Origin of the sequence: Phenylobacterium sp., from assembly GCF_965229015.1 — a bacterium.
Taxonomy (GTDB): domain Bacteria; phylum Pseudomonadota; class Alphaproteobacteria; order Caulobacterales; family Caulobacteraceae; genus Phenylobacterium.
This window is the reverse complement of sequence record NZ_CBDDIM010000002.1, coordinates 369,952-385,421: the sequence shown is the minus strand read 5'-3', so window position 1 is coordinate 385,421 and position 15,470 is coordinate 369,952. Positions and strand designations below refer to the sequence as shown.

The window sequence follows — 15,470 nt, the reverse complement described above, 5'->3', positions numbered from 1 at the left end:
CGCATCGGGCGTCTAGGTACCTCGCCTATGAGCGGTTCCGATCCCTTTCTCGAGCCTGGCGTCATCGTGCGCCACCCGGGCCAGGACGACTGGGGCTCGGGTCAGGTGCAGTCAGTCGCGGGGCGTAAGGTGACGGTGAACTTCCAAGAGGCCGGCAAACAGGTGATCGACACCTCGGTGGTGACCCTGGCCTTCGTGGCCGAGGATCCCCGCGGCCGCCGGGGCGCGGCGCGATGAGCGACTTCGACAACGAGATCGGGGCCCTGCTGGCCGACATCGTCGAGGAGGCCGGGCGCCTGGTCCTGCCGCTGTGGAAGTCGGGCCTGACCGTCCATTCCAAGGCCGACGACAGCCCGGTGACCGAGGCCGACCGCCGGGGTGAACTGCTGATCCTGGAGCGGCTGGAGACCCATTTCCCGGGGGTCCACGTGATCTCCGAGGAGGACGCCAGCGAGTTCGGCACGCCCGAGGCCATCGGCCACCGCTTCTTCCTGGTGGACCCGGTGGACGGCACCAAGGCCTTCGTGCGCGGCGATCCCAACTTCACGGTCAATATCGCCCTCATCGAGGGCCGCCGGCCGGTGGCCGGCGCCGTCTGCGCCCCGGCCAGCGGCGAGACCTGGTACACCCAGGGCGGCCAGGCGATGAAGCGGGTGGTGGGCGAGGCCGGCAAGCCGATCCAGGCGCGGGCCTGGCCGCAGGGCAAGGCCGTGGCCCTGGTGAGCCACACCATGAAGGAAGAGACCATCCAGGCCCTGGCCGACAAGTACGGCTTCGACCATCCCCAGGCGATGGACTCCTCCATCAAGTTCTGCCGCATCGCCGAGGGCTCGGCCGACGTCTATCCGCGGCACGGGCCGACCATGGAGTGGGACATCGCCGCGGGCCACGCGGTGCTGGAGGCCGCCGGCGGCAGCGTGCTGACCCCCGAGGGCGAAGCCTTCGTCTACGGCAAGGCCGACGAGAAGTTCCGCAACGGCTGGTTCGTGGCGCGGGGCCGATAGGCGGCTAGATCGCCTTGCGGCTGTTCCAGTCGATCAGCGAGGACTCGATGGGCGAGGCCGCGTGGGTGCGGCCGTAGGCCTTGGCCGCGCCGCCGGCGCCGGCCACCATGTAGGTCGCAAAGCCCACGAAGAAGGCGAAGGCCGCCAGCCAGACAAAGGGCCGGAGCAGTTCGAACGGGCTGGACTCGGTACGGGTAAGCGACATGGGCGATCCCTTGGTCTAAGCGCCTGACACGGGAACAACCGATCGCCGCGATGGTTGCGACGCTCTGTGCACAGACTCCCATGATTCGCGCAGGGGGCGAGCCGGCGGACTGTCGCAGGGGCGTTAGATGATAATGGCTCGCATTATACTTGCGATTGAAAGCCGTTCGCAGTAGCTGGACCCTCGGCCGACAGGCTTTCGAAGGGGATCCCATGACCGCATCTCTGTCCGGCCGCCTGCGCCGGCTCTGGCTGGACGTCCATCTGTGGATCGGCGTCGGCCTGCTGGTGGCCATCATCCCCCTCAGCCTGTCGGGCGCGATCCTGGTCTGGCACGACGCCCTGGACCGGGCGACCCACGGCGAGCGCTACGCCGTCAGCGGACCCCAGGTCGCCCTGCCCCCCGCCGCCTACGCGCAGAGCGCACAGGCCGCCTTCGGCCGCGAGGCCCGCCTCACCCAGATCCGCTTCCCGGAAAAGGCGGGCGATCCCGTGGTGGCGGTCGGCCGCGTCGCGGGCCCGCCCGGCCCCGGCGGCCGGCCCCGCAGCCTGAACCTCTGGATCGACCCGCCGACGGCCAAGGTCCTGGCCAAGGCCGAGGTGGCCAAGGGCTTCTCCATGACCATGCACCGGCTGCATGGCACCCTCTTCATCCCCGAGATCGGCCGCAAGGTGGTGGGCTGGATCGGCTGGGCGATGTTCGTCTCCTGCGTCAGCGGCCTCTGGCTCTGGTGGCCCCGCAACGGCGCGGTCCTCAAGGCCCTGCGCTGGCGGCGCGGCCCCTCGACCCTGTTCAACCTGCATCACATGGTGGGCTTCTGGATCTGCCTGCCCCTGGCGGTCCTGTCCCTGACCGGGGTCTATATCTCCTTCCCCCAGACCAGCCGCGCCCTGTTCGGCGTCGCCCCCCCGCCGCAGGCCCAGAGCCCCCAGGGCGGCGGCCAGCGCGGCGGCGGCCGCTTCGCCCCGCCGGTCGCCCGGCCAAATCTCACCCTCGAGGCGGCGACCGCCAAGGCCCTGGCCGCGGCGCCCAGCGCGACCCTGGCCGGGGTGAGTGTCCCCACCCAGGGCAAGGCGCCGGCCTGGAAGGTCCAGGTGCGCGAGCCCGGGGTGAAGGCGCCCGCCACCCTGGCCGTGGACGACGCCACCGGCGAGACCAAGGCCGACCGGGGCGGCTCGGGCGGCGGTGGCCCCGACCCCCTGTCGCGCTGGATGCGCCGCATCCATGACGGCGCCGACATGGGGATCGTCTGGCAGACCATCATCGTCCTGGGCGGCATCGCCCCGGTGGTGCTGTCGATCACCGGGCTGGTGATGTGGCTGCGCCGCCGCGCCCGCCGGCGGGCGATGCACCGGCGGATGGCCGCGGCCTGAGGCCTTAGTTGCGAATAATTCTCATTGCTAAGGCGCGAGGCGCATTCTAGGAATGCCTCGCAATCGCAGATGGCGCCCGGGGGGCGTCGAGTAGGACGGGTCGCCATGCAAAGAGTTCGAAACGGAGTTTCCGCACGCGCCAAGCGCGCCCTGACCTGCGCGGCCGTGGCCGGGGCGGCGGGCCTGTCCCTGGGGGGCGTGGCCGAGGCTGCCGACGACGGGGCCATGGCCACCGCCGATGACGGCGCCGCCGCCGTCTCCACCCTCGACGTGCAGGGGCGCCGCAAGGCCCTGGACAACGTCAAGCTCACCGCCGAACCGCTGAACCATCCGCAGACCGTCACCGTGGTGCCGCGCGGGGTGATCGAGGCTCAGAACCTGCTGTCCCTGCGCGACATTCTCTCGACGGTGCCCGGCATCACCTTCGGGGCCGGCGAGGGCGGCGGCGGTTTCGGCGACAGCATCAACCTGCGCGGCTACTCGGCCAACAACGACCTGACCATCGACGGGGTCCGCGACAGCGCCCAGTACAGCCGGTCGGACCCCTTCAACCTCGAGCAGATCGAGGTCACCAACGGCGCCAACTCGGTCTATTCCGGCGCGGGCTCGGTGGGCGGGACCATCAATATCGTATCCAAGCGCCCGAACGCGCGCGACACCACCACCGTCACCGGCGCGGTGGGGACCGACGCCTATTACCGGGCCACCCTGGACGCCAACCACAGGATCTCCGACAGCGTCGCGGTGCGCTTGAACCTGATGGCGCACGGCAATGACGCGCCGGGCCGCGACGTGGAGAGCTTCGAGCGCTGGGGGATCGCGCCCTCGATCGTCATCGGCCTGGACGGTCCGACCCAGTTCACCGCCCTGTATTTCCACCAGGAAGACAAGAACACGCCGCAGTACGGCGTGCCTTTCTACAACGGCCGCCCCGTGCCCGGCGTCGACCCGTCGAACTATTACGGCTTTTCCAACATCGACACCCAGGAGCAGACGGTCGACATCCTCACCGGGATCATCGACCACGACTTTGGTGACGGCCTGATCCTGCGCAACCTGACCCGCGCCCAGAAGGTCACCCAGCTGACCATCGTCGACCCGCCCCAGGGAACCTGGTGCCTGGCCAATGGCCGGAAGCCGGCGGCCCGGAGCCAGTCGACCACCGCCACCAACGTCACCGGCTACACCGCCTGCCTGGCCACCGATCCGGCGCCGGGATTCTATCAGCCGAGCGGTCCGCGCGGGAACTATCGCGATACCGAGAACACCCTGCTCTACAACCAGACCGACCTGAGCTGGCGCGGCGAGATCGCCGGGCTGGACCACGACGCGGTGGTGGGCGTGGCCCTGCTGTCGGAGACCTTCAAGCTCAAGAACGGCAACGTCCTGCGCAACGCCAACGGCACGGCGGTGGCCCTGCCGCCGATGAGCATCGCCGACCCCAACACGGTCTATGCCGGACCCTACAACGTGATCCAGGGCGGGGGCGCCGCGCCCTCGGGCACGCCCCTGGCCTTCCCCGCCGGGGGGCAGGACGGGGAGCGCCGCAACCAGGCGGTCTACCTGTTCGACAACGTCACCATCACCGACCGCTGGTCGGTGAACTTCGGCCTGCGCTACGAGCACAACGAAGGCGAGAACGTCTCGGGCTATTACACCTCGGCCGGCTACCTGCCCAACCCGTCGGGGGGCACGGCCCCGGGACCGGCCTCGGCCGGCGCGCCGGGCGGCGTCTTCTCCGGCAGTGGCCCCATCTTCCGCAGCGACGAGAACCTGCTGACCTACCGGCTGGGCGTGGTCTTCAAGCCGACGCCGAACTCCAGCCTCTATATCGCCTACGGCAATTCCCAGACCCCTTCCCAGGCGACGGTGAACGGCTCGGGCGCCTGCAGCCTGGCCACCTGCACCGTCGATCCGGAGGAGGCCGAGAACATCGAGGTCGGGGGCAAGCTCGACCTCGGCGGCCGGTTGTCCCTGACCGCGGCGCTCTTCCGCAACGACCGGACCAACTACAAGGTGGCCTCGGGCGACCCCACCGTGCCCGACCAGCAGCTGGACGGCAGCGCCCGGGTGAGCGGCGTGGCCCTCGGCGCCTCGGGCAGGATCACCGACGCCTGGTCGATCTTCGCCAACTACACCTACCTGGACTCCGAGGTGCTGCAGGGTGTGTCGCGGTTCTCCGCCGCCGCCGGCCTGGACTTCACCAAGGGCGACCCGCTCACCAACGTGCCCGACCACGCCTTCAGCCTGTTCACCACCTATGACCTGCCGGGCGACATCCAGGTGGGCTACGGGGTGAGTTATCAGGGCCAGTACTTCCTGACCCAGCACGGCCAGATCACCGGCTCGGTCCCGCCGGCCCGGACCACCATCCCCCTGGTGACCTCCGAGGCCTATTGGGTGCACCGGGCGACCGTCGCCTGGACCCCGAAGCCCGGCCTGGAGCTGCGGCTCAACGTCAACAACCTGCTGGACGAGGTCTACTACACCCGCGGGCGCAACAACGGCTGGGCCACCCCTGGCGACCGCCGCGCCGTCACCGCCAGCCTCAGCTACCGGTTCTGATCCTCCCCCTGAACCGGTAGGCCTTGCGCCCCGCCCCTCGCGGGCGGGGCGCGCCTTCGTCTAGGATCACGCCATGCTCCTGCAAGTCCCCGGTCTGCTGAACCCCGCCGAGGTGGCCAAGGTCCGCGGCCTCATCGACGCCGGCGACTGGGCCGACGGCAACGCCACCTCCGGCGCCCAGTCGGCGCTCGCCAAGGACAATCTGCAGCTGGCCGAGGGTTCGCCGGCGGCCCGCGAGGCCGGGGTGCTGATCCGCGAGGCCCTGACCCGCAATCCCCTCTTCATGTCGGCGGCCCTGCCCCACACGGTCTATCCGCCCCTGTTCAACCGCTATGGCGGCGGCCAGGCCTTCGGCGACCACATCGACAACGCCCTGCGCTTTCACCGCGACACCGGGGTGCGCATCCGCACCGACCTGTCGGCCACCCTCTTCCTGGCCGAGCCGGAGACCTATGACGGCGGCGAGCTGGTGATCGAGGACACCTTCGGCGCCCACGAGGTGAAGCTGCCGGCGGGCGACCTGATCCTCTATCCCGCCTCCAGCCTGCACCGGGTGGAGCCCGTCACCCGCGGCGAGCGGGTGGGCAGCTTCTTCTGGATCCAGAGCCTGGTGCGCCAGGACGCCCAGCGGGCCCTGCTGTTCGACATGGACCTGGCCATCCAGCGGGTGGCGGAGCGGAGCGGTCTGGACGATCCCGCCGTGGTGTCGCTCACCGGGACCTATCACAACCTCCTGCGGATGTGGTCGGAGCTCTAAGCCCCTTGCCTCCCCAACCAAGGCGCGTGAGGCTTGGGCAAAAGGGGAAACGCGCATGACCTGGCAGACGATCGACTATGAGACCCGCGGCCATGTGGGGATCGTCACCCTGAACCGGCCCGAGAAGCTGAACGCCATCAGCGGCGAGCTGCGGGCCGACGTCCATGCCGCCTTCGCCCTGGCCCGGGAGGACGACAATGTCCGCGCGCTGATCCTCACCGGCGCCGGGCGGGGCTTCTGCTCGGGCGCCGACCTCACGGGCCAGGCGCCGCCCGCCGAGACCAGCCAGAACGCCCGCCTGGACGAGATGAGCTGGGTGGGCCGCTGGGCCCGGCTGTTCCACGACTTCGACAAGCCGCTGATCGGCGCCATCAACGGGGTCTGCGCCGGCGCCGGGATGAGCGCGGCCCTCGGCTGCGACGTCCGCATCGGCTCCGAGCACGCCCGCTTCAAGACCACCTTCGTCGAGCGCAGCCTGTCGCCCGACTCCGGCATGAGCTGGCTGCTGCCGCGCATCGTGGGTTACGCCGACGCCGCCGACCTGATCCTCACCAGTCGGATGGTGCTGGCCGAGGAGGCCAAGGCGCTGGGCCTGCTGAACCGCCTGGTCCCCCACGACCAACTGCTGGACGCCGCCCTGGCCTATGCCGAGGAGATGACCCGCTGGCCCCCGCTCGCGGTGCGCACCGCCAAGAAGGTGCTGCAGACCAACTTCGAAAGCGACCTCGACACGGCCCTGAAATACGAGTCGGTCGGCCTCTCCTTCGCGCGGCGCGCCACCAACGATGTGAAGGAGTCCCGGGCCTCGTTCCTGGAGAAGCGCAAAGGCGTCTACACAGGGACCTGACTTGGCGTCATAAGGCGGCGCACAGCACGCAAGGAAACTGTCATGGCCCTGGACACCGCCGCCCCCTCGAAGACCTTCGACTGGGAAGATCCGTTGGACATGAAGTCCCGCCTCTCCGAGGAGGAGACCATGGTCTGGGACGCGGCGCGGTCCTACGCCCGCGAGAAGCTGCTGCCCCGGGTGGTCTCGGCCTATGCCGAGGAGCGCTTCGACCGTGAGATCATGACCGAGATGGGGGCCCTGGGCTTCCTCGGCCCGACGCTCCCCGAGGAATACGGCGGCGCCGGCGTCAACCACGTGGCCTATGGCCTGATCGCCCGCGAGATCGAGGCGATCGACTCCGGCTACCGCTCGGCCATGAGCGTGCAGTCGTCCCTGGTCATGTATCCGATCTACGCCTTCGGATCCGAAGAGCAGAAGCGCAAGTACCTGCCCGGCATGGCCAAGGGCGAGATCATCGGCTGTTTCGGCCTCACCGAGGCCGACGGCGGCTCCGACCCCGCCTCCATGCGCACCGTGGCCCGCAAGGCGCCCGGCGGCTACGTCCTGAACGGGTCCAAGATGTGGATCAGCAACTCGCCGATCTGCGACGTCGCCCTGGTCTGGGCCAAGCTGGACGGGGTGATCCGCGGCTTCCTGGTGGACCGCGGCTCGGAGGGCTTCGCCACGCCGAAGATCCTCAACAAGCTGTCCCTGCGCGCCTCCATCACCGGCGAGATCGCCCTGGCCGACGTCTTCGTGCCCGAGGACCAGATGCTGCCCGGGGTCTCGGGCCTGCGGGGACCGTTCTCCTGCCTGAACAAGGCCCGTTACGGCATCGCCTGGGGAGCCATGGGGGCGGCCGAGTTCTGCCTGCACGCCAGCCGCGACTACACCAAGACCCGCCAGGTGTTCGGCAAGCCCCTGGCCGCGCGCCAGCTGGTGCAGAAGAAGCTGGCCGACATGCAGACCGAGATCGCGCTCGGCTTCGAGGGCGCCCTGGCGCTCGGCCGCCTGCTGGATCAGGGGGCCTGGGTGCCGGAAGCGATCAGCCTGATGAAGCGCAACAACTGCGGCAAGGCGCTGGCCATCGCCCGCGAGGCCCGCGACATCCACGGCGGCAACGGGATTTCCGGCGAGTACCACGTGATGCGCCACGCCTCGAACCTGGAGACCGTCAACACCTATGAAGGCGCCCACGACGTCCACGCCCTGATCCTGGGCCGGGCGATCACCGGCGAGAACGCCTTCTAGTCCAGACAGAAGGAAGCCCAGGGCGGAAATCCGCGCCTGGGCCGAGTTCGCGTTCCCTTGGGAGGAAGGTTAGAGCGTTTCCCGCCTGACTTGGATCAAGTCAGGCGATCAGGAAGAGCGACCAAGTCAAGAATCTAGAGCCCCGTTTCGATTCATTCGAAACGGGAACAGCTCTAGGACTCCAGCTCCTTGACCTCGCCGGAGCCGGAGACGTTCTTTTCGAGCTTGAGGGGCCGGGTCTTCAGCTCCACCTCCCCCGAGCCCGAGATGTCGAGCTTGGCGCTGGCCCGCGGGGCGATGGCGGCCTCGGCCGCGCCGGAGATGTCCACCTCGGCGCTCTCGGCGTCGAGGCCGGCCAGGTCGGCCTCGCCCGCCCCGGTCATGTGTAGCTTCAGGGTCCCGGTCTTGCCGCGGGCGGTGACCTTGGCCATTCCCGAGGTGCTGATCTCCAGGCTGTCCTGATCGTAGCCTTCCAGGGTCAGGCGATCGACCCCCTTCAGTTCGAAGCGGGTGACCTTGGGCGCGGTCATGACGATCCGCAGCCGCTCACCGGTGTTGTTCACCCCGTCGCTCAGCCGGCCGCCCGAGAGGGCCAGGGTGTCGATGGCGCGCTTGGGCCCGGTGACGGTCAGCTTGCCGGGGCCTTCCGACCCTTGGGTGAAGGTGACCTCGCCGGGGACGTCCAGGATCAGGGCCGAGGCGCCGTCCCAGGCGATCTCGCGGGTGGCCGAGGCCCATTCCGGGTCGTTCCGGTGGGCGTTGCGCCAGTCGGAATGGCGGCGGCCATGTTCGTCCCAGCCGATGCCCCAGTCGTGGTCGGACCAGTGGTCCCAGCCCTGGGCGGCGATGTCCCGGCCCCCAAGCGCGGCGGCGCCGCCGAGGGTGACGACCGCGGTGAGGAACCCGACCACGGCGATGATGACGAGAAGGCGGATCATGGGCGGGGCCTTCAGGCTTGAGGTTCGATGGCCGGCTTCAGCAGCCGGTAGTGGAGGCGCCCGTACCAGACGAGCACATTGACGAAGCCGACGGTCACCAGGCAGAGCACCGCCCCGATGGAGACGGCGGCCGCCATCAGGCCGATGCCGGCCAGCATGGCCGCGGCCACCCCGCCGGGGGGATCCAGGAACGGGCCGGCGGCGAAGACGAAGCCGCCGGAGCCGAACACCGCGATCACCGCGACGAACAGGCCCAGCAGGGTGCCGGCGATGGAGAGCACGATGGGCAGCAGGATCAGCAGGTCGATGGCGCCCAGGCCCAGCACCGCGAAGATGGCCGAGGCCGCCGCCGACGGGTTGCGCTCGGATTCCCAGCGCTTCAGGCCCGCCTCGGCCCGCAGCTCGCGGGCCAGGCGGCCGGGGTCGCCCAGGGCCTGGGCCACCTCGGCCTCGGTGCGGCCGGCGGCCTCGCCCTCGGCGAAGTGGGCCTCATAGTCGGCGACGATCTCGGCGACGGCGGCGGCCGGCAGGCCCGAGAGCCCCAGGCGCAGCCGGTCGAGGAAGGCCTGACGGGTCATTGGGCCTCTCCCAGGATGGCGTTCACGGCCCGGGAGAAGGATCCCCAGGCCAGCTTCTGACCGGCGAAGCTGGTCTTGCCCACCTCGGTCAGGCGGTAATATTTGCGCGGCGGGCCCGACGAGGACTCCACCAGGTAGGTGTCCACCAGGCCATCGGCCTGCATCCGCCGCATCAGCGGATAGATGGTGCCTTCCCCCATATCGATCCCCTCGGCCAAACGGCTGGCGATCTCGTAGGCGTAGTTGTCGCCCCGCGAGAGGAGCGCGAGCACGCACAGCTCGAGCACCCCCTTCTTCAGCTGAACTTCAACGGCTTCCGCCACGGGATCTGCCTCCACACCCGCGATCACATATCGCCAGGTACTGCTTCATACAAGGTAGTGGGCGTCGCACGATAGTGAACTTTCCGTAAGGCGGGATATCGTTTGCCTCACAAACCATTTCGTCTGAGGAAACGGCCTTGAAGATCATCCCCCTCGCCCTGGCCCTCGCCCTCTCGGCGGCCCAGGCCCAGGCCCAGACCCCGGCCGCGACGACCCGTCCGGATATCCTGCGCGTGCCCGACGACGCCCCGCCGCAGCACGCCCCGGCCCTGGGCCCCTACGCGGTGACCGTCGAGACCGACGCCAGCCTGCCCACCCATACGATCTACCGGCCCACCGACCTGGCCGCCGTGAAGGGCAAGCTGCCCATCGTGGCCTGGGGCAACGGCGCCTGCGCCAACTCCAGCGCGCGGTTCATCCCCTTCCTCACCAAGATCGCCAGCCACGGCTTCCTGGTGGTGGCCATCGGGCCGAAGGACGCCCCGCCCCTGGCGTCGAGCGCCCCGCCCGGCCAGGGCGCGCCCATCGCCGCCCCCAAGACCACCGCCCACCAGCTGATCGACGCCATCGACTGGGCCGACGCCCAGAACGCCAAGGCCGGTCCCTACAAGGGCCGCATCGACACCCAGGCGGTGGCGGTGATGGGCCAGTCCTGCGGCGGCCTGCAGGCCATCGAGGCCTCCTCCGATCCGCGGGTGAAGACCACCGTGGTCTGGAACTCCGGCGTCATCGTCGACCAGGCCGGCCTGCCCAAGCTCTCCAACGCCACCAAGGACAGCCTCAAGGCCTATCACGCCCCGGTCGCCTACTTCATCGGCGGCCCGGTGGACGTGGCCTATCCCAACGCCAGGGACGACTTCGCCAGGATCACCACCGTGCCGGTCTTCATGGGCAATCTGAACGTCGGCCACGGCGGCACCTATCGGCACGTCAACGGCGGCTGGTTCGGCGAGGTGGGGGAGGCCTGGCTCGCCTGGCGGCTGAAGGGCGACAAGGCGGCCGGCAAGATGTTCGCCGGCCCCAAGTGCGGCCTCTGCGTCGCCCCCGAGTGGAAGATCGAGAAGAAGAACATGGACTAGGCGCCACCTCCGCCGGTTGAGGGCCCTTCAACTTTCGCGATCAACCCGCGTTCTTCGAACGTTGCGTTTACGCTTCGCGCTTAAGCAAGGACCCCGAAGACGGGGGAGTTTCCATGCCGGAAGAGCGTGCGACCAACACGCCGACGGAGCACGGACCGATGGTCGAATGGCTGTTCGCCAACAGCCAGGAGCTCCTGCTCGTCATCGGCCCCGACGCCCGCTTCAAGCTGGTGAACCCGGCCTGGACCGCCGCCACCGGCTGGACCTCCGAGGACATTGTCGGCCGCTACCCCGCCGACTTCCTGCATGCCGACGACCTGGCGGATTTCCGCAAGTTCGCCGAGGGCCTGCTCAAGACCCGCACCGGCCAGAACCTGGCCCGCATGCGGATGAAGGACGGCGCCTATCGCTGGTTCGAGGGGCGCAGCCAGCTCACCGATGACGGCCACATCATCGGGGTGCTGCGCGACGCCACCCGTGAGCGCGAGCGGGAGGCCGAGCTCGAGGACGCCCGCCGCACTCGCCTGCTGCTGTCGGAATCGGCCGGGGTGGGCACCTGGACCTTCGAGCCGCTGACCGGCCGCATCGACTGGTCCGACGACATCCGCGCCATCACCGGCTACGGGCCCGACGAGGTGGCCACCATCGCCGACTTCGAGGCCATCCTTCATCCCGACGAACGCGAGGCGGTGCGCGAGGCCTTCAACCGCGGGGTCTTCCAGGGCGAACCCCAGACCTTCGAACAGCGGATGCGCAACAAGGACGGCCGCTGGTCGACCTGGCGCACCACCTTCCACTGCGTGCCCCGGCGACGGGGCTATTCGGCCCTCAAGGGGATGTCCCAGGACATCACGGAACTGGCCGCGGCCCGCGACATGGCGCTCGCCGCCGAGCGCCAGATCCGCCAGCTCGTCGAGAGCGCCCCCTTCGCCGTGGCCATGTTCGACCGCGACCTGCGCTATCTGATGATCAGCAACCAGTGGCGTCACGCCTTCAGCCTGGGACACCGCGACCATGTGGGCCTGCGGCTGGAGGACGTCTTCCCCACCATCCCCAAGAAGTTCATCGCCGCCCAGAAGCGCGCCCTCGCCGGGGAGGTCGTTTCCAGCAAGGAGGACCGCTTCACCGACAGCCAGGGCAACCGCCACTGGGTGCGCTGGGAGGCCCGGCCGTGGCTCAACGCCCAGGGCGAGATCGGCGGCATGCTGGCCTATGTGGACGACATCTCGGCGGTGTCGCGGGCCCGCCGCGAGGCCCAGACCAACGCCCGGCGCCTGAAGGTGGCCCTCGCGGCCGCCGACGCCGGGGTCTACGAGATCGACCACGTCAACAAGACCTTCTGGGCCAGCCCGGAATTCAAGAAGCTGATCGGCCGCTCGTCCCGCAGCTACCGGGACGCCCAGAAGCTCCATTTCCCCAAGTTCCATCCCGACGACATGGCCGGCGTCCGCCAGGCCTTCCTCGACATCAACGCCAACCGCCGCAGGTCGGGCGAGGCCTTCGAGGCCCGCATCGTCACCCCCTCGGGGGAGGCGCGCTGGATGCGGGTCTTCCACCACCTCAAGCGCGACGCCAAGGGCCGCTGGATCAAGGGCGTCGGCCTGGTCCACGACTTCGACCAGCGCAAGCGCCAGGAGCTGGCCCTGATCGAGGCCCAGGAGGCCGCCGAGGCCGGCGCCGAGGCCAAGGCCGCCTTCCTGGCCAATATGAGCCACGAGATCCGCACCCCCATGAACGGGGTGATGGGGGTGCTCCACCTGCTGAAGACCGAGAGTCTGTCGGAGGAGGGCCGCGCCATGCTGGAGGAGGCGCTGTCCTGCGGCCAGATGCTGGCCGAACTGCTCAACGACGTCATCGACTTCTCCAAGATCGAGGCCGGGGCCCTGGTCCTGGCCGAGGAGTCCATCGATCCCGCCGCCCTCGTCCAGGGAGTCACCCGCCTGCTGCGGCCCCAGGCCGAGGCCAAGGGCCTGGTCCTGAACCTGGAGGGCCTGGCCGACATCGGCTGGGTGCGCACCGATCCGGTCCGCCTGCGCCAGGCCCTGTTCAACCTTGTGGGCAACGCGGTGAAGTTCACCCTGGCCGGCTCGGTCACCATCCGCGCCGCCCTGCATCACCGGCCGCAGGGCCGCATCCTGCGCTTCGAGATCATCGACACCGGGGTCGGCATCCCGGCCCAGGCCCAGGACCGCATCTTCCAGCGCTTCGACCAGGGCGACGCCTCCACCACCCGCCGGTTCGGCGGCTCGGGCCTGGGCCTGGCCATCACCCAGAAGCTCGCCCAGATGATGGGCGGAGCCGTGGGCTTCACCTCGGTGGAGGGCGAGGGCTCGACCTTCTGGCTGGAGGTGGCCGCCCCCAGCGCCGAGCCGGTGGCCCCCCTGGCCGACGCCGGCGGCGCGGTCCTGGAGGGCCTGCGCATCCTGGTGGTGGAGGACAACTCCACCAACCGCATGATCGCCACCAAGCTGCTGGAGAACCTCGGCGCCAGCGTCGAGACCGCCGCCGACGGCCTGCTGGGGGTGGAGGCCGCCGCCCGCGGGGTCTTCGACCTCATCCTGATGGACGTCCAGATGCCCGGCATCGACGGCCTGGAGGCGAGCCGCCGCATCCGCGCCCTGGGGGGCTCCGTCGCCCAGATCCCCATCGTGGCGCTGACCGCCAATGTCCTGTCCCACCAGCGCCAGGCCTATCTGGAGGCCGGCATGGACGGGGTGGTGGGCAAGCCCATCTCGCCTTCGGCCCTGCTCAGCGAGATCGCCCGGCTGAGCGCGCCGGCGGCCGACGAAGCAGTGGCCTAAAGTCCCGCCCTTCCACCCCGGCGCCGGCCAATGCTAGACCTTGGCCCACAAGAGCTCGGGGGAGAGACGTATGGCGGACGCCGTTGTTGGACAGGTGAAGGAGCCGAAGGAGGCTTCGCTGCGCACTGTGGTGGCCGCCTCGGCGGCCGGGACCACGTTCGAATGGTATGACTTCTTCGTCTTCGGCAGCCTGACCCAGGTCATCTCCAAGACCTTCTTCTCCGGTCTCCCCGACACCGCCGGCTATATCGCCGCGCTGGCCCTGTTCGGCGCCGGCTTCGCCTTCCGCCCCCTGGGCGCCCTGGTCTTCGGCCGCATCGGCGACCGGGTGGGGCGCAAGGGCGCCTTCCTGTTCACCGTGGTGCTGATGGGCGGGGCCACGGTGGCCATCGGCCTGCTGCCCTCCTACGCCCAGGCCGGCCTGCTGTCGCCCGCCCTGCTGGTGCTGATGCGGATCCTGCAGGGCTTCGCGCTCGGCGGCGAATATGGCGGGGCCGCCATCTATGTGGCCGAGCACGCGCCCCCCGGCGCCCGGGGCCGCTCGACGAGCTGGGTGCAGACCTCGGCCGCCTTCGGCCTGTTCGCCGCCCTGCTGGTGATCCTGGCCACCCGCCTGGTGGTGGGCCGCGTCGCCGGGCCGGAGGCCTTCGACGCCTGGGGCTGGCGCATCCCGTTCCTGTTCTCGGCGGGCCTGCTGGCGGTCTCGATCTTCATGCGCCTGAAGCTCTCGGAGAGCCCGGCCTTCGCCAAGATGAAGGAGGAGGGCGAGGTGGCCAAGGCGCCCTTCACCGAGGCCTTCGGCACCTGGAAGAACCTGAAGATCGTCATCCTGGCCCTGGTGGCCATCATGTTCGCCCAGGGCGCGGTCTGGTACACGGCCTTCTTCTACACCCAGACCTTCCTGGACAAGTTCCTCAAGGTCCCCCCCGAGACCATCAACCTGCTGATGATGGCCGCCACCGCCGTCAGCGCCATCTTCTACGTCGTCTTCGGCTGGCTGTCGGACAAGGTGGGGCGCAAGCCGGTGATGCTGTTCGGCATGACCCTGATGCTGATCGCCTACTTCCCCGGCTTCCACATGCTGGCCAAGACCGCCAACCCCGCCCTGGCCGAGGCCGAGGCCCGCACCCCCATCGTGGTGGTGGCCGACCCCGCCGAGTGCTCCCTCCAGTTCGATCCCGTCGGCAAGGCGGCCTTCACCTCCTCCTGCGACATCGCCAAGAGCACCCTGGCCAACGCCGGGGTCTCCTACAACAACCAGAAGGGCGCCCCCGGCGCCAAGGCCCAGGTGAAGGTCGGCGAGACGGTGATCGAATCGGGCTCCATCGCCGGCCTGCCCAAGGACGCCGCCAAGGCCGCCAAGACCGAGATCGAGGGCCGCATCAAGGGCGGTCTGAAGGCCGCCGGCTATCCGGAAAAGGCCGACCCGGCGCGGATGAACCTGCCCGGCGTCTTCGGCGTGCTGATGGTCTTCGTGATCGCCGCCACGGCCCTGTTCGGACCCATCGCCGCCACCTTGGTGGAGCTGTTCCCCACCCGGATCCGCTACACCGCCATGTCCCTGCCCTACCATATCGGCACCGGCTGGGTCGGGGGCTTCGTCCCCTTCACCGCCTTCGCCATCGTGGCGGCGGTGGGCAACATCTATTCCGGCCTCTGGTACCCCTTCGCCTTCACGGCGATCTCGGTGGTCACCTGCCTGCTGTTCCTGCCCGAGACCCACAAGCGGTCCCTGCACGACTAGGCGAAATCCCCCTCCCCTTGCGG

At 69.6% G+C, this 15,470-nt stretch carries 14 protein-coding genes; 10 read left to right on the top strand and 4 right to left on the bottom strand.

Annotated elements, in window-relative coordinates:
* Positions 1–27 precede the first annotated feature (27 nt).
* Together ACO06I_RS18130 and cysQ are read left to right on the top strand one after the other, a co-directional pair.
* The gene (locus ACO06I_RS18130; RefSeq protein WP_421934023.1) at positions 28–237 is read left to right on the top strand and encodes a DUF3553 domain-containing protein; all 210 of its coding nucleotides are present in this window, start codon (positions 28–30) and stop codon (positions 235–237) included.
* Positions 234–1,004: a 3'(2'),5'-bisphosphate nucleotidase CysQ gene (gene cysQ / locus ACO06I_RS18125; RefSeq protein WP_421934022.1), complete on the top strand. Its 771-nt coding sequence runs from the start codon at positions 234–236 to the stop codon at positions 1,002–1,004. The genes ACO06I_RS18130 and cysQ overlap by 4 nt, the downstream gene beginning before the upstream one ends.
* A gap of 4 nt (positions 1,005–1,008) precedes the next feature.
* On the opposite strand, the gene ACO06I_RS18120 is transcribed toward cysQ, so the two are convergent.
* Positions 1,009–1,209: a hypothetical protein gene (locus ACO06I_RS18120; RefSeq protein WP_421934021.1), complete on the bottom strand. Its 201-nt coding sequence runs from the start codon at positions 1,207–1,209 to the stop codon at positions 1,009–1,011.
* A gap of 212 nt (positions 1,210–1,421) precedes the next feature.
* On the opposite strand from ACO06I_RS18120, the gene ACO06I_RS18115 reads away from it, so the two are divergent.
* The 5 genes from ACO06I_RS18115 (at position 1,422) to ACO06I_RS18095 (ending at position 7,984) form a co-directional block, all read left to right on the top strand.
* Positions 1,422–2,582, top strand: coding sequence for a PepSY-associated TM helix domain-containing protein (locus ACO06I_RS18115; RefSeq protein WP_421934020.1), 1,161 nt, complete (start codon positions 1,422–1,424; stop codon positions 2,580–2,582).
* Between the two features lie 105 nt (positions 2,583–2,687).
* A complete protein-coding gene (locus tag ACO06I_RS18110) occupies positions 2,688–5,147 on the top strand; it encodes a TonB-dependent receptor (protein ID WP_421934019.1) in 2,460 nt (819 codons plus the stop codon).
* 73 nt (positions 5,148–5,220) lie between these two features.
* The gene (locus ACO06I_RS18105; protein WP_421934018.1) at positions 5,221–5,904 is read left to right on the top strand and encodes a Fe2+-dependent dioxygenase; all 684 of its coding nucleotides are present in this window, start codon (positions 5,221–5,223) and stop codon (positions 5,902–5,904) included.
* Between the two features lie 55 nt (positions 5,905–5,959).
* A complete protein-coding gene (locus tag ACO06I_RS18100) occupies positions 5,960–6,751 on the top strand; it encodes an enoyl-CoA hydratase/isomerase family protein (RefSeq protein WP_421934017.1) in 792 nt (263 codons plus the stop codon).
* A 42-nt stretch (positions 6,752–6,793) separates the two neighbouring features.
* The gene (locus tag ACO06I_RS18095) at positions 6,794–7,984 is read left to right on the top strand and encodes an acyl-CoA dehydrogenase (RefSeq protein ID WP_421934016.1); all 1,191 of its coding nucleotides are present in this window, start codon (positions 6,794–6,796) and stop codon (positions 7,982–7,984) included.
* Between the two features lie 173 nt (positions 7,985–8,157).
* Here the strand turns inward: ACO06I_RS18095 and ACO06I_RS18090 are convergent, their stop codons facing one another.
* Genes ACO06I_RS18090 through ACO06I_RS18080 form a run of 3 tightly spaced genes read right to left on the bottom strand, consistent with a single transcriptional unit; the run spans position 8,158 to position 9,823 of the window.
* Positions 8,158–8,922, bottom strand: coding sequence for a GIN domain-containing protein (locus tag ACO06I_RS18090; RefSeq protein WP_421934015.1), 765 nt, complete (start codon positions 8,920–8,922; stop codon positions 8,158–8,160).
* An 11-nt stretch (positions 8,923–8,933) separates the two neighbouring features.
* Entirely contained in the window at positions 8,934–9,500 is a 567-nt protein-coding gene (locus ACO06I_RS18085; RefSeq protein WP_421934014.1) for a DUF1700 domain-containing protein, read from the bottom strand.
* Positions 9,497–9,823 (bottom strand): PadR family transcriptional regulator, encoded by a 327-nt coding sequence (locus ACO06I_RS18080; RefSeq protein WP_421934013.1) that lies wholly within the window; start codon positions 9,821–9,823, stop codon positions 9,497–9,499. The genes ACO06I_RS18085 and ACO06I_RS18080 overlap by 4 nt, the downstream gene beginning before the upstream one ends.
* Before the next feature lie 137 nt (positions 9,824–9,960).
* On the opposite strand from ACO06I_RS18080, the gene ACO06I_RS18075 reads away from it, so the two are divergent.
* The 3 genes from ACO06I_RS18075 (at position 9,961) to ACO06I_RS18065 (ending at position 15,447) form a co-directional block, all read left to right on the top strand.
* Positions 9,961–10,902, top strand: a complete 942-nt coding sequence (locus ACO06I_RS18075) for an alpha/beta hydrolase (RefSeq protein WP_421934012.1) — start codon at positions 9,961–9,963, stop codon at positions 10,900–10,902.
* Positions 10,903–11,015: 113 nt separating this feature from the next.
* Complete coding sequence (locus ACO06I_RS18070; RefSeq protein WP_421934011.1) at positions 11,016–13,703, top strand: PAS domain S-box protein; 2,688 nt, start codon at positions 11,016–11,018, stop codon at positions 13,701–13,703.
* 70 nt (positions 13,704–13,773) lie between these two features.
* Positions 13,774–15,447, top strand: coding sequence for an MFS transporter (locus ACO06I_RS18065; RefSeq protein ID WP_421934010.1), 1,674 nt, complete (start codon positions 13,774–13,776; stop codon positions 15,445–15,447).
* The last annotated feature ends 23 nt before the right edge of the window (positions 15,448–15,470 follow it).